This is a genomic window from Legionella cardiaca, from assembly GCF_029026145.1.
In the GTDB taxonomy this organism is placed as follows: domain Bacteria; phylum Pseudomonadota; class Gammaproteobacteria; order Legionellales; family Legionellaceae; genus Tatlockia; species Tatlockia cardiaca.
Genome location: NZ_CP119078.1, coordinates 1,388,623 through 1,402,800 on the forward strand (window position 1 = coordinate 1,388,623; position 14,178 = coordinate 1,402,800).

Sequence of the window (14,178 nt, forward strand, 5' to 3'; positions counted from 1 at the left end):
TCGGCTGGCAAACAATTGAGTTCGTTAAATAGGATAAACTATTCGCCATGCAATTGTTCCAAAAGCAATTGAAGACACGCCTTAATCATTATATGAAAATAAGGAATTATTTTAATGATTAACATTGCGGAGATAATTCACATACTACTCCCTCTCTTGGGATTGTTAGTTTTAATTTTAGGTTTTATATTGAAACGAAGTAATTATATCCTCGTCGCGTTGTGGGTAAGTCTTATCACTTTATTGCTTGAATATCGTGATTCAGGTGGCGAGATTCTCGGTAGTTATTTTAATTATTTCCATGCCACAACCTACTCTGTGAATCTAGTAGTACTTGTTGTCTCTATTTTGTATTTTATGTTTGCGTTCCTTCCCAAAACAAAAAAAACTATTGTACACTATCTGACAGGATTGGTTTCTGCACTGGTGGTAACTGGCGCCATTCTTTTGTTGAGTAATTTATGGATAAATGCCAGGTTTGTGGAAGATCGATTACCTGGAACGCCTATTCTTCAAGTGGCGACTTTTAGTAAACAGCCCTATTGCGATTATAAATATGTCTTTTATAAAGTAAATTCTGGTGGCAAAGTGAAATTTATGTGTCCTAATCATTATGGGCTATTACCTTCTACCGGCGAACTGACAACAGCACCGGGCTTTGTGATTAAACAATTACCAAAGCAAGTACAAGATAACTTGCAAAAACAAACTTAACTAAATACAAATTGACGATGAACTTTAGTTTTTTTACTATGTAAGTCAAAGAGATAGCAATAATGGCTAACAATTTGTTCCGCTGTTTATTTTTTGTTAACATATCGAAAATTTTTATATAGCTAATACTATGCGAAGTCTGCTTTTATCTATTTTAATTTTGTTTTCTTCTATGTCATCAAGTATGGCACCCAAATTAAATTGGGATAAAGCAATTGATAAGGCGGTCTATCGCTATGGTCTAAGAACTGAACCTGAATTAAAGCGTTTTTTTGCTCGTTCCAGAGTCGCTTACCCACCTCAAGAGGTTGCTCTTTTGGCTTTTAAAAAAGAAAGACAAATGGAGTTATGGGCTAAAAATGAAAATGACTCGTGGCGCTATATTCATACTTATCCTCTCACTGCATTCAGTGGTCGATTAGGCCCCAAACTGAAAGAACGCGATGGTCAAATTCCAGAGGGTGTTTACCGCCTTATCACGTTTAATCCATTTAGCTCAATGCATTTATCCATGATGATTGATTACCCGAATCATTTCGATAGGCTGCAGGCGAGTAAAGATGGACGAAAAAATTTAGGAAATAATATTTTTCTTCATGGCAAATCACTTTCTGTTGGTTGTTTAGCTGTAGGAGACAGAGCAATTGATCAACTTTTTTTACTTGCTCGTCGAGTAGGGTTAAGTCATGTAAAAGTGATTATTGCTCCCAATGACTTACGGGTTGGTAAACCAGCTACCTCTAATTTTGCACAGCCACGATGGCTCCCTGAACTGTATAAACAAATATCAACGGCTTTAAATCAATTCCCCGCAAGGAACAAGAAAATTCTTATGGCTACAAAACAGTAGCAAAGGGTAAGGTTAACTTTCTCCTGTTCTTTGTAACTAAATTATTAATAATAATTAGCAAAATTCTCAAAGTTGATTCTATACTTGAATAAAATAAAAATAATCTACTGAAAGAATGGCTAATTTTAAAAGACAATCCTGGTCAACCATCGATTTACAAATGCTACCGGAACACGATCCTTTATTATCGTGTCTTGTGCTTTTAACTCGTTATTATCAAATTCCGTATTCTCCACAGTCATTGGTAGCCAGATTGCCATTGGAAAATAATCGATTAACACTTGCTTTGTTTGCACGGGCAGCAAGTCGGGCTTCGTTACAAACGGAAGTGGTGGAAACGCCTCTTGATAAAATTATAAACACTCATTTACCTGTGATTCTTTTATTAAAAAATGGTGATGCTTGTCTACTCATCGACCAACAGAAAGTTATTCATCCACAAAAAACAGAAGAAATATCCGATCTAAAATCCATTTCCTCGCAATATTCTGGCCAGGCTATACACGTCGAACCCCAATATAAATACACCACAAGAGCGGAAGAGACTTTAGGTAAAGATCCCAAAAATTGGTTTTGGAAAGTAATTTTAAAAATGTGGCCAACTTATTCTGAGGTGATAGTAGCCTCCTTTTTAATAAACATTTTTGCTTTGGTTATTCCTCTTTTTACAATGAACGTTTACGACCGAGTTGTCCCTAACCATGCGATTGATACGATGTGGGTGTTGGCTAGCGGCGTCGCTTTGGTGTTTATTTTTGATGTCTTATTAAAGACATTACGCTCACATTTTATTGATATAGCAAGTAAGCGAAGTGATATTGAACTCTCGGCAAATATATTTGAGCAAATATTAGGAATTAACATGAAGGTTCGTCCCAAATCAGTGGGAGCACTAGCTAATACGGTTCAATCCTTTGAAATTTTTCGAGATTTTATTACTTCCAGCACTATGACTGTATTGGTTGATTTACCATTCACTATTATTTTTATTTTGGTGATCTATTTTATTGGCGGGAGCTTATTTTGGATTCCCTTGTTAGTTATTCCGATTATTTTTTTAATAGGTTTTGTCTTGCAATTGCCTTTGGTTAACTTAACCAAACAATCTTTTCGCTATGCTGCAGAAAAACAGGCAGTGCTGTTCGAATCGCTAGCTAACATTGAAGCAGTAAAAATTTCTGGCGCGGAATCATCCTTACAATCTCGTTGGGAGCAAATCATTAAATTGGCAGCAAATAATGGTATGAAATTACGCATGACGTCCACAACAAGCTTAAATCTTACTGCTCTTATCCAACAGGGAGCTACTATCTCTACAGTTATAGCTGGTGTCTATCTTATTAGTAAAGGCGATCTCACGATGGGAGCTCTAATTGCTTGTACATTACTAACAGGACGGGCTTTAGCTCCTATGTCGCAAGTTGCAGCATTGTTAACGCGCTATTACCAATCTGTAAATGCACTTAAGTCGCTTAACAATGTGATGCAATTGCCTGTTGATGCTGTTGAGGGTACTCATTATCTGCATCGCCCTATCTTGCGTGGGAACATTGAATTTCAACAAGTATCTTTTGGTTATGAGGGTTCCCCTACTCCTATTTTAAAAAACATAAGTCTTAAAATTACTGAAGGTGAAAAAATAGCCATTATTGGTCGTGTTGGCTCAGGCAAATCTACGCTGGCAAGACTTCTTCTTAGGCTGTATTTTCCAAATGAAGGACTAATTTTGCTTGATGGTACTGATTATCATCAAATAAATCCGGATGATCTGCGGCAACAAATTGGCTACGTGCCTCAGGATGTATCATTATTTTATGGAACAGTCAGAGAAAATATTTGCATTGGGGCACCTTTTATTGATGATAAATCACTAATTAATGCTGCCAACATTGCTGGTGTAGGAACCTTTATAAATAACCATCCTGATGGTTTTGATAGGCAAGTTGGTGAGAAAGGGGGAGAGTTGTCAGGGGGACAGCGGCAATCTGTTGCAATTGCCAGAGCTCTTCTCAGAAATCCTAGTATTCTACTGTTAGATGAACCAACCTCTGCAATGGATGATAACAGTGAACGGCAATTTAAACAGAAATTATTAGCTCATATGACCAAAAAGCATACGCTTCTACTTGTTACTCATAAAATATCCATGCTTGAACTTGTGAATAGAATTATTGTACTTGATGATGGCAAAATAATTGCTGATGGACCAAAAGAATCCGTTCTTTCCGCACTAAAAGCAGGCATGACAGTTGAGAGATCAGCCCCATGAAAAATGAAGAAAAATCTCGTATATTTACCCATATTATTCTTTGGAGTGCCGTATTATTTATATTCTGTGCTTTAATATGGGCTCATTACGCAATTTTAGATGAAGTAACCACAGGAGAAGGAAAAGTTATTCCTTCCAGTCAAATTCAAATTATTCAAAATTTGGAAGGTGGTATTGTTAGCAAGCTCTATGTACAAGAAGGAGAAATTGTACAAAAAGATCAAGTCCTAATGCAAATTGATAATACTCGCTTTATGGCTTCCTTTAATGAAGTCGATAAGAAGATAGCTTCTTTGCAAATTGCTGTTATACGGCTATCAGCAGAAATGAATAATAAACCAATGGCTGTTCCTCCTGATTTCGCTAAAAAAAATGCTGATCTGGTGGACGCAGAGAAGGCACTGTATGCGTCACGTCAAGAAGAATTAAATCAACTTACCTCAGCTTTAGGTTTTGCAGAAAAGGAGCTCGCCCTTTCAAAGCCCCTTGTTGCCAAAGGAGCTGTTTCAGAAGTTGAAATTTTAAGATTAGAACGTTCTGTTAATGAGTTAAAAGGTAAAATTTATCAATTTAAATCACAAGCACTTGAACAACTCAATAAAGCCAAGGGGGAATTGGCAGCACTTAGTGAATCACAAAGTGCTGAAAAGGATAAGCTTGTGCGAACAACAGTGCGTTCACCTGTTAAAGGAATTGTTAAACGTATAAAGGTGAATACCATTGGTGGGGTGATTCAACCAGGAATGGACATTATTGAGATTGTACCTTTGGATGATACGTTGTTAATTGAAGCCAAAATTAGACCTTCAGATATTGGCTTTATACATCCCGGGCAAAATGCTGTTGTGAAATTAACAGCCTATGAATTTCCTATTTATGGTGGGCTTGCCGGAAAAGTTGAACAAATCAGTGCAGATACCATTACTGATGATAAGACTAGTTCAGGTAAAGAGGAAACGTACTATTTAATTCGTGTTAGAACAGATAAAAACTATCTGGGAACGGAAGCAAAACCGCTGTATATCATCCCAGGAATGATGGCTACAGTTGATATTTTAACCGGCAAAAAAAGCGTATTACAGTATATACTTAAACCCATCTTGAAAGCTCGGGAAACAGCATTGAGAGAGCGTTAGAAATTGTAAGGTCAAGGCATTAACCAATGACCTTACAATAAAAGCGATTATTCATGTTCCGGGTCAACAACAAAAATACCTGGTGCATTACGCAGATATTCGTTGTAATCCATGCCGTAACCAAAAATGTAATGATCATCAACTTGTAAGCCAACAAAATCAGCTTGCTTTAACCCCTCGGGATCACGTTTGTGGTATTTATCCACCAATACAGCACTATAGACCTCTTTAGCGCCCATCTCTGAAATTTCCCTTATAATGGCTGCTAATGTAATCCCACCGTCAAGAATATCATCAACCACTAATACGGTTCTATCCGCCAAGCTAAGGCTCGGCCTTACCTTCCATTGCAACTCGCCTCCTCGGATTTCACCACAATAACGTGTAGCATGTACATAATCGACTTCTAAAGGGAAATCCAGACGAGGTAATAGATTGCCCATCGGTACTAAGCCACCTATCATGACACATAAGATTACTGGATTTTTGTCATGTAGCTGTTCATGAATGTTGATTGCCATTCTATCTAAAGCAGCTTCAACTTCCTTAGTAGTAAAAAGGCAACTCGATTTCTCATAGACTTCTTTAATTTTGCTTGGAATAGACATCAGGAATCCTAAGATTTAATGGGTTAATCTTTACGTTTGTTAGGGACTGGAAACATACTTACTTTACCATCCTCTACTGACTTATCTCGAACCTTAGCGATTCCTTGCTTGTTAACTTCATCAATGCGAAAAACAGCATGCATAGGGATATAAGTTCGTTTTACACTGTTAAATTCAACTTTTAAACGCTCCTCAGAGGGGTCCACAACGAGAGAAGTATTCTCCCCGAAAACAAAATCCTCAACTTCAAGAAAACCAAAAATTTCACTTTCGGATATTTTTCGTGCATAAATTTCATAAATTGCTTCTTGATTAGCAAAAGTTATGCGGTATAGCGTTTTTTTTGACATGCAGACTGACTACCTAAAATTAAATGCAACAATATTATAGCGAATCTTAGGCAGGCTATTCAAACGATCTTAAGTTTTTGCTCGGATTTTTCATCTAATCTAAAATTTGCCCAATTAGATTCTGCTAAAAAGTACTCAAACTCGACTATTGAAAATTCATCAATTATCTAAAATTTATAATTTTTTACCACCATTAATTTTGGAGTCATCAGGTTTATCGTCAAATTCCTCTGTTTTAGAAAATTTGAGTATTTCAGATACAGCAATATCAGGCTTCTCGACTGCTGGTTCAGGATTTCGTCTCTTTTTTATATCAGATGGATATAAAGTGTGAGGATTATTAGCAATCGATGTAGGAGCTGCAATACTTTGTTCCGTCTTGTAACGTTTTACGTCAGCTGGATTTAATTCTTCTTTTTCACGTGTACTTTCTTTTGACTTTTCTTGACTAAATTTAATGTTTATTAATTTTAAAATTTCAGCTCCCTCTTTCGTTTCAGACAGAGATGTTTTAGGCGATTTTTGGGTTTTAGATGCTTTAGGTATCATTGATAATGTTTTTTCTGTGATGAAATCGATTAAATCTGGACGCTTTGCAAGAAGGCCTAATAAAAGAGGATGTCCGGCTGGATTGGCAGCCATTAAGTGAAAAGGTGTGAATTCAGGATATAGGCCGGTATTTTGTCGGAATAATGCTTCAGCAGTAATGTATTGCTCTAGCATTTTATTTTGTCTAAACAATAGATCTAGTATCACAAATGACGCAATGTCAGCTACCAACTCAAAGAGTAGAGAACCACCATCCGGATAGGAATTACAAAGCATTTCTTTAGTAATCTGTTTGCTAATCTCGGGATTTAATCTTAATATTTTGAACAATACTTGGGCATTTTTATGATTATTTGGTTTCATTGCCTGCCCCAGCACAGATTTAGGATAGACATCAGGCCCATACACATTACCAAATTTTGCTAACATTTCAGCTGTTACATGCTTCGCAAGCTCTGGTCTTATTTGTAACATATTAAGGAGTACATCAGCATGACCGTCATTTAAAAAAAATCGATATAACAGGCGAGGGACAGAAACCGTAGATGTTCTGGGTATCTCAAAAAACATTTCTATTGGAATGTTCTCAATTAGTAGAGGGTTAAGTTCTAATACCGTTTTCATTACATCCATGTTCATAAATAAGAGAATATATATCGGCACATATTCCCTAAGGTAAGGTACAACTGTGAGTAAACTGTCGGCAGTCATCGTTTTTACAATTTGAGGGTTGGCTGAAATTAAAGCCCGTAAGGCCTCTGGCCCAGAAGGATACAAAAAGAAATTAGCTATTGAGTTTTTTAACATTTCCCAGCTGAAACGATTTGCAAAAGCTGGAACAGCTTGTAACAGTTGTATCAAATACTTTTGATCTGCTTCTTTTGCAGAAATTAGAGTACATAAGTTAAGGCTTGTATTTTTTTCTATTTGTGCGAAATCCAATTCGGGACATTCGAGCAAAGCTTCTATTACAAGTGTTGATCTATTATTCCAAGCAGTTTCCAAAACTGAAGTTTTGAATAACGGCGTGTTAAAGCTATTCGTTGCGAGTAAAATTCCCAGTAAAGAATTCACTTCTGTTGAAGTTAGATCTTTTTTTTCAGTTAGCCGACCGAGCTCCTTATAAGAATAAATCGATGGCTGCAAAGATGCACAAACTTCAGCGGGAGCAAAAGTTGAAATTGTTTGTAATATACTCAATCTTTCTGCAATAGAATAGCTTTTCAATTTATCGGCCAATTTATCTCGGCATCTATGTGCCTCATCAATATCAACTCTATATAGAAAATCGTAATAACCAAGAGTTTTAAGATAAGATCTAATAGTATTAGAGGTAATAACTTCTGGCGTATTCAGTTTAGGGGTACATCGTTCTCCGCCATGTATTTGCAAAATTAAATCATGTATATTCATCAAACTTTGTGGCAAATTGAGTCGTGCTAACAATGCCGCTGCTTGGGCAAAGTACATTGCCATTGCTGTATCAAAGTCAGTAGGTAAGATTCTCTTTTCTATAGCGCCTACTACCTTAGCCATAGCTTCGCGAGTAGCTCCTTCTATGCATGGTCCTGCCTGTATATTTTCTAAGAAAAAAGCAAGTTGTTTGTTTTCAATAGCATCATTCCAAATATTAATTAAGGCTATATTTAAGCGTTCTAAAGTTGCTCTACGTGCAGCATAATCTGGATAATTCTCCCCATGAAAATAAAATCGATAAGTTTCACCACTATCAAGTATATCGATTGGGAAAACACTACCTGGAATGTCTTGCTGACTTTTGGAAATTTGACTAATTGCAGAAAATACATGCACTACATGTTTTTTAACAGACTCAGAAACCAAATTGAACTTATTATCACTTATCACTTTAATGGCATCATCAAGTGTAGCAATGTAGGTTTGTTCTTCACGAGAAAGTAACTTGTTTACTTTCTTTAATATGCTAATAGATTGCCTCGATAAATTATTAATATTTTTATTATCTAACCTTGATGCCATTATTAAGCAATTCAAAGTTTCATTATCTACTTCTTCATCTTCATTTTTATCTTCAAGGGGGGTAAAAGCTAAAACAATTGCAGTCAATCCAGTATGCTTTTTCCATAAATTATCATCAAGATATACTGATTTTAAAGCCATTTTCTTAAGTAATTCAGAGACTTTCATAATATTCACTCTACTCCTATATGATGATCAGTATAGCAAGTAGGAAATGACTTTTTATTAGACTAGATTTTTTTTAAACATATGAAAATATATAATTTTAAAACGAAAAACGACTAAATCATCATGGTATGAAAATGCAAAAATCTTGCAAAAGAATTAGGTGAAATTCATCTAATTATTTATTAAATCCTCCTATGGGAACGATACAGAAACAATGATGGCTGTGGTGCCAAATGTTATGAGAAAAATATAGTCTTGAAATTTAAATGAATGTGACGAAGCAACAAACCGATAAGTGAAAGAACACAAAAAATGGCTCCTGTATAAAAGGTTGACGCGGGACCATATTGCTGCCATAAAAATCCTGCAAATATACTTGCTATTAGCATCATAAACCCGCTTACCAAATTAAAAAAACCATAGGCAGTGCCTCTCAAATCGTCTGGCGAAACGTCAGCAACCATCGTTGCTAATAAACCCTGAGTCATACCCATATGAATTCCCCAGAGTGCGGCACCTATCATAAGCGTAAGCCAATGAGCATTGAATGCAAGAGTAAGATCAGCTGCGATTAAAACGATTATGCCAAATACTAAAAGCTTCACATGACTCATATTATCCGCAAGTTTCCCAAAAGGATAAGCAGAAATTGAGTAGGTGAGACTCATAATGATCATGACAAATGGCGCCCAAGCGATAGGTAGGCCTACATCCATGGCACGTAAAACAAGAAATGCTTCGCTAAATCGAGCAAGCGTTAACATAGCGCCAATAATGACTAACCACCAATAAGCTATTCCTAAGTGTTGTAAATTTTTTCGACTGATTGGATTTAAGCGTTTTTCTCTTCTCTCCAACGGGATTGGTTCTTTAACTCCATAAATGAGTAAAAGCACAGCCAGAACTCCCGGGATAGTGGCAATCCAAAATACGGTTCGGAAATGATTATTAAAAAGATACATGAGTACCATCGCCATTAAGGGACCAATAACAGCTCCGAGAGTGTCTAATGCTTGACGAAGCCCAAAAGCACTGCCTCGCATAGAATACGGCGCTATATCAGCAACAAGTGCATCTCGTGGTGCACCACGTATTCCTTTCCCTATTCTATCTAAAACGCGGGCACCCATAATAATTTCTGAAGTTGATGCCAATGCGAAGAATGGTTTTGCTACCGCCCCTAACGCATAACCTAAAACGGCAAGCATTTTTCTTTGGCCCAAGTAATCACTAATGACACCGGAAAATATTTTAAAAATGAGTGCAGTGGACTCACCTGATCCTTCAATAATACCAATGACTATTATGCTTGTACCCAAGGTGGTTGTTAAAAATAAAGGTAATAAACTATGGATAATTTCGGATGAAATATCCATAAACATACTGACAAAACCTAATGCCCAAATGCTAAGAGGCATCTTAGTTAGCACTGAGGCAGTTTTCTTTTCCATATTAACGTCGATCTGAATACAATGTCTGTAACGGCATTCTTTCGCGATTTAATAATTCTTCTTCTATCTTCTCAGGAATAATATTCGTATAACCTTCTTGATATTTTTGCACGACAAGGCAGTAAAACCCGGCGGGACAAGGCCACATCATTTTACCTACTTCATTTAAAAACTCTAATTTATGAATTAAATTTTCTTTATGGATTGGAGGAATGAAATAAAAACTGGATAAACTACATTGAACATAACCACGGTGTAACATAGCCCGTTTTATAAAGAAAACAGACATTGAATGTGTAGGCAAAGTACCAAAACAAGTATGCCAGCCAAAACGCATCAATAGCCCCCAAAGACTCAGGGGATTTATTCCTAAAAAAACAATATATCCCATAGGTTTTAGAATTCTATCGATTTCATCAATTGGATTTTTTTTATGAGTAAAGGCTTCCATTGTCAAGGGAGCAACAATACAGTCGACACTATGTCTATCAAGTGGCATGGCATTAAATGCCGTAATGACACTGCTTGATAGCTGGGTATAAGGGGTTGCTAACCATTTATGACTATAATGAAGTGTTTGAAGCCAGGGGTTATCTCCGCAATCACCAAGCTGTAATAATGTTTCTCCATATAAGAATTCGCTTAAATGTGTTAACTCGGCTGTAAAGGCACGCCCCACATGTCGACCTTGGTCAGTTGAAAACCAAGTTTTTAGGGCTTGAAACCTATTTTTCTGATCATCAAAAGACAAAGCACTGCCCCATTATTAAAGCGAATTATCTTTTTTTACCATACAGTTACACCAACCAGCAAGCACTCTTTATGGGAACAAACTAGTGTTGCTCTAAATAATTCAGCAGGTTGTCAATCTCTTCAACCAAGGTTACATCGGCTGTACTAGGTCCCATATTCTCTTCAGTAGCTATTAATCTTAAATCAATGTCATTTCGCCAATTTCTCAATGCAGCAATACGTTCGTCATTGGTCAATTCCTTATCTGCTAATATCCCAGACGGATGACTATAATGACGCGGAGGGTTTGCTATTCTTTCAGCATGTTCCATCATCGCTCCTTTTTCCTTTTGATTTTATTATAAGTTTAGCATATGCCTTTTTATTTAATTCTCAGTAAGCTATAGTAGCGGCGCTCAAAAATGAAAGCAAAGTCTAACCATGGAAAGAATTTACGCAGAACACCCATTACCAACCATTGCTCATTTAATGGTTAAAGCCAATCTAATCAGCAACGTTAAAATAAATGAGTACCAAAAAAATGCTCAATCTTCTAAGCAAACATTATTAGAATACCTAACTGCAAATAAACTTTTTTCGGCGCGGCAATTAGCATTGTTATTATCGGAGCATTTTGGTGTTCCTTACCTTGATCTTGATTCGATTAATTTAACCTTAATGCCTTGGCAATTATTGAATGAAAAATGGGTATACAATCTTCGATTGATTCCTCTATTCATTCGTGGAAATCATTTATTTTTAGCCACTGATGATCCAAGCAAGCACGCGACAATAAAAGAAATTCAATTCTACACACAATTTTATCCTCTGGTGATCGTCGTTGAAAGGGACAAATTAAATGGTTTAATTGAGAAAATTAACCAACATAAATCTAATCCTGGTTCTTACGAAATAGCAACGACTGAAAAATTTACTGAAAGATTGAGCGATCCGGGGTTTAAAGAGGATGCACCTATTGTTAAATTGGTACATGATATTCTTGCGGACGCTGTTAAAAGGAAGGCATCGGATGTTCATTTTGAGCTTTATGAAGATCAATATCGGGTTCGCTATCGTTTAGATGGTGTTTTAGTCGAAGCTGTTGCACCGCCGACCAGTTTAGCAAATCAAATTACTTCTCGTATTAAAATTCTAGCTAATCTTGATATTTCCGAACGCCGTATACCTCAGGATGGACGATTTAGAATGGAGATGGCAGAAAGATTTACAATGGATTTTAGAGTAAATGTCTGCCCTACTGTAAGTGGAGAAAAAATAGCTATCCGTATTCTTAATCCTAATATTTCTACGGTTAGTATTGAAGAGCTCGGTTTTAATTCTTTTCAACAACAGTTATTTTTAAGATCCCTTGAGAAGCCTCAAGGTATGATTCTAATAACTGGGCCTACGGGGAGTGGTAAAACAGCCTCTTTATATACAGCCCTAACTTTATTAAATACGCCTGAAAGAAATATTTTAACTGCCGAAGATCCGGTCGAAATAAAAATCTCTGGTATCAATCAAATAAATATTAATCCTAAAGTAGGCTTAACCTTTGCAAATGCACTTCGCTCTTTTTTACGTCAAGACCCAGATATCATTATGGTTGGGGAAATTCGAGATCTGGAAACAGCTGAAATTGCAATTAAAGCATCTCATACAGGGCATCTTGTTCTCTCAACATTACACACTAATAGTGCAGCAGAAGCTTTAACACGCTTAAGGAACATGGGAGTTCCCTCTTTTAACATTGCCAGTTCACTTAATCTTCTAATTGCTCAGCGTTTAGTTAGACGTTTATGTAGCTATTGCAAAAAAGTGACAAAGATTTTAACAGCTTCAGAACTTATTCAATTAGGATTTGAAAAAGAAATAATTAACCCTGTCGAGCTTTATAGCGCAGACGGTTGTAAACATTGTCTCAATGGTTACAAAGGCCGCATTGGCTTATTTGAAATACTACCGGTTTCTCCAACAATAGCCGATTTAATTCTCTCGAACGTTAATTCTATTGATATACTTCGACAAGCCAAACAGGAAGGCATGTTGACTCTACGCCAGACAGGCTTTGAAAAAGTCAGAGATGGCATCACAACCATTGAAGAGTTAAATCGTGTTACCATTAACTAATCAAATAATGACTAAAAAGCACAAAACTCTTCGGTATTTCTGGAAAGGAATTGATCTGCATGGCCGACAAGTCAGAGGCGAAATTAATGCGCCTAATCTCCTCTATGCAAAATTTGAACTACAAAAGCAGGGCATTAACGTAGAGAAAATTCGCAAACATTATGCTTTACTAAGTAATCCATTTAACCAAATTACCTCAGCTGATATTGCCATTTTCAGCCGACAAATGGCTACCATGATAGAAGCAGGCATCCCGCTTATGCACGCTTTTGATATAATTATGAAGGGTCAAATTAAACAGCAAATGAATGTTCTAATTGCAGCAATCAAGAGAGATATTGAAATTGGATCTACTTTTGCCGGCGCTTTAGCTAAATACCCTACCCTTTTTAATCATTTGTTTTGTAGTCTTATTGAGGCGGGAGAAAAATCTGGCTCTCTCATACTAATGCTAAATCGCGTAGCTAATTATCAAGAAAAATTAGAAACCGTACGCAAGAAAATCAGAAAGCTATTAATGTATCCTAGCGTTGTATTCATTATAGCGCTTCTTATTACAACAGGACTTTTAATTTTTGTCATTCCTCAGTTCTCTACAATGTTCAAAGCGTTTGGAGCAGAGCTCCCTTTATTAACTCGTAGCGTAATGAACGCATCTATTTTTTTACAAAACTATTGGTGCTTGCTATTCGCATTGCTTGTTGGTGCAACTGTAGGACTACCACAGGCCAGAAAAAATTCTGTAACCTTTACCAGGTATCTCGATATTTTTTTGCTAAAGCTACCCTGGATTGGCCCTGTCATTTTAAAAACAATTATTGCTCGTTTTACGCGTACTTTAGGCATTACACTGACCGCAGGTCTTCCTTTGTTGCAGGCTTTACAGGCTGCAGTAAATGTTACTGCTAATCGTGTTTATCATCTAGCCGGTATTCGCATGCAAGAAACGATTGCAAGAGGACAATCCATACAATACGCCCTGGAAAATACCGCTTTATTTCCCGCAATGGTTGTACAAATGATTGCTATTGGTGAACAATCAGGCACTTTGGAGCAGATGCTAAATAAAATTGCTGATTATTATGAAGAAGAAATAGATAATACAATTGAATCTTTTAATATTTTGCTGGAACCACTTATCATGTCAATATTAGGCATTGTGGTGGGTGTTTTATTGCTTGCCATGTATATCCCGATTTTTAAACTTGGTTCTATCATGTGAA

Annotated in this window: 12 protein-coding genes; 6 read left to right on the plus strand and 6 right to left on the minus strand. The window is 36.6% G+C overall.

Annotated elements, in window-relative coordinates; all coding sequences use genetic code 11:
* Positions 1-114: 114 nt before the first annotated feature.
* From PXX05_RS05990 to PXX05_RS06005, 4 genes are all read left to right on the plus strand, one after another.
* Complete coding sequence (locus PXX05_RS05990; protein ID WP_275090153.1) at positions 115-714, plus strand: type I secretion system protein LssZ; 600 nt, start codon at positions 115-117, stop codon at positions 712-714.
* Positions 715-844: 130 nt separating this feature from the next.
* Positions 845-1,564 (plus strand): L,D-transpeptidase family protein, encoded by a 720-nt coding sequence (locus PXX05_RS05995; protein WP_275090154.1) that lies wholly within the window; start codon positions 845-847, stop codon positions 1,562-1,564.
* Positions 1,565-1,679: 115 nt separating this feature from the next.
* Positions 1,680-3,833, plus strand: a complete 2,154-nt coding sequence (locus PXX05_RS06000; protein ID WP_275090155.1) for a type I secretion system permease/ATPase — start codon at positions 1,680-1,682, stop codon at positions 3,831-3,833.
* Entirely contained in the window at positions 3,830-4,969 is a 1,140-nt protein-coding gene (locus PXX05_RS06005) for an HlyD family type I secretion periplasmic adaptor subunit (RefSeq protein ID WP_275090156.1), read from the plus strand. The genes PXX05_RS06000 and PXX05_RS06005 overlap by 4 nt, the downstream gene beginning before the upstream one ends.
* Positions 4,970-5,016: 47 nt before the next feature.
* On the opposite strand, the gene PXX05_RS06010 is transcribed toward PXX05_RS06005, so the two are convergent.
* From PXX05_RS06010 to PXX05_RS06035, 6 genes are all read right to left on the minus strand, one after another.
* On the minus strand, positions 5,017-5,577 hold the full coding sequence (locus PXX05_RS06010; protein ID WP_275090157.1) for a hypoxanthine-guanine phosphoribosyltransferase: 561 nt from the start codon (positions 5,575-5,577) through the stop codon (positions 5,017-5,019).
* Between the two features lie 23 nt (positions 5,578-5,600).
* The gene (locus PXX05_RS06015) at positions 5,601-5,927 is read right to left on the minus strand and encodes a DUF1820 family protein (RefSeq protein ID WP_275090158.1); all 327 of its coding nucleotides are present in this window, start codon (positions 5,925-5,927) and stop codon (positions 5,601-5,603) included.
* Positions 5,928-6,101: 174 nt separating this feature from the next.
* A complete protein-coding gene (locus PXX05_RS06020; RefSeq protein WP_275090159.1) occupies positions 6,102-8,642 on the minus strand; it encodes a hypothetical protein in 2,541 nt (846 codons plus the stop codon).
* A gap of 236 nt (positions 8,643-8,878) precedes the next feature.
* Entirely contained in the window at positions 8,879-10,093 is a 1,215-nt protein-coding gene (locus tag PXX05_RS06025; RefSeq protein ID WP_275090160.1) for an MFS transporter, read from the minus strand.
* A gap of 1 nt (position 10,094) precedes the next feature.
* The gene (locus PXX05_RS06030) at positions 10,095-10,844 is read right to left on the minus strand and encodes a methyltransferase domain-containing protein (protein WP_275090161.1); all 750 of its coding nucleotides are present in this window, start codon (positions 10,842-10,844) and stop codon (positions 10,095-10,097) included.
* Between the two features lie 82 nt (positions 10,845-10,926).
* The gene (locus tag PXX05_RS06035) at positions 10,927-11,160 is read right to left on the minus strand and encodes a hypothetical protein (protein ID WP_275090162.1); all 234 of its coding nucleotides are present in this window, start codon (positions 11,158-11,160) and stop codon (positions 10,927-10,929) included.
* A gap of 106 nt (positions 11,161-11,266) precedes the next feature.
* Here PXX05_RS06035 and pilB point away from each other — a divergent pair, with 106 nt between their 5' ends.
* Positions 11,267-12,955 (plus strand): type IV-A pilus assembly ATPase PilB, encoded by a 1,689-nt coding sequence (pilB, locus tag PXX05_RS06040; RefSeq protein ID WP_275090163.1) that lies wholly within the window; start codon positions 11,267-11,269, stop codon positions 12,953-12,955.
* Between the two features lie 7 nt (positions 12,956-12,962).
* On the plus strand, positions 12,963-14,177 hold the full coding sequence (locus tag PXX05_RS06045) for a type II secretion system F family protein (protein ID WP_275090164.1): 1,215 nt from the start codon (positions 12,963-12,965) through the stop codon (positions 14,175-14,177).
* The last annotated feature ends 1 nt before the right edge of the window (position 14,178 follow it).

Coding starts and splice junctions, on each gene's coding strand:
- PXX05_RS05990 (WP_275090153.1), top strand. CDS start 115: ATGATTAACATTGCGGAGATAATTCACATACTACTCCCTCTCTTGGGA.
- PXX05_RS05995 (WP_275090154.1), top strand. CDS start 845: ATGCGAAGTCTGCTTTTATCTATTTTAATTTTGTTTTCTTCTATGTCA.
- PXX05_RS06000 (WP_275090155.1), top strand. CDS start 1,680: ATGGCTAATTTTAAAAGACAATCCTGGTCAACCATCGATTTACAAATG.
- PXX05_RS06005 (WP_275090156.1), top strand. CDS start 3,830: ATGAAAAATGAAGAAAAATCTCGTATATTTACCCATATTATTCTTTGG.
- PXX05_RS06010 (WP_275090157.1), bottom strand. CDS start 5,577: ATGTCTATTCCAAGCAAAATTAAAGAAGTCTATGAGAAATCGAGTTGC.
- PXX05_RS06015 (WP_275090158.1), bottom strand. CDS start 5,927: ATGTCAAAAAAAACGCTATACCGCATAACTTTTGCTAATCAAGAAGCA.
- PXX05_RS06020 (WP_275090159.1), bottom strand. CDS start 8,642: ATGAAAGTCTCTGAATTACTTAAGAAAATGGCTTTAAAATCAGTATAT.
- PXX05_RS06025 (WP_275090160.1), bottom strand. CDS start 10,093: ATGGAAAAGAAAACTGCCTCAGTGCTAACTAAGATGCCTCTTAGCATT.
- PXX05_RS06035 (WP_275090162.1), bottom strand. CDS start 11,160: ATGATGGAACATGCTGAAAGAATAGCAAACCCTCCGCGTCATTATAGT.
- pilB (WP_275090163.1), top strand. CDS start 11,267: ATGGAAAGAATTTACGCAGAACACCCATTACCAACCATTGCTCATTTA.
- PXX05_RS06045 (WP_275090164.1), top strand. CDS start 12,963: ATGACTAAAAAGCACAAAACTCTTCGGTATTTCTGGAAAGGAATTGAT.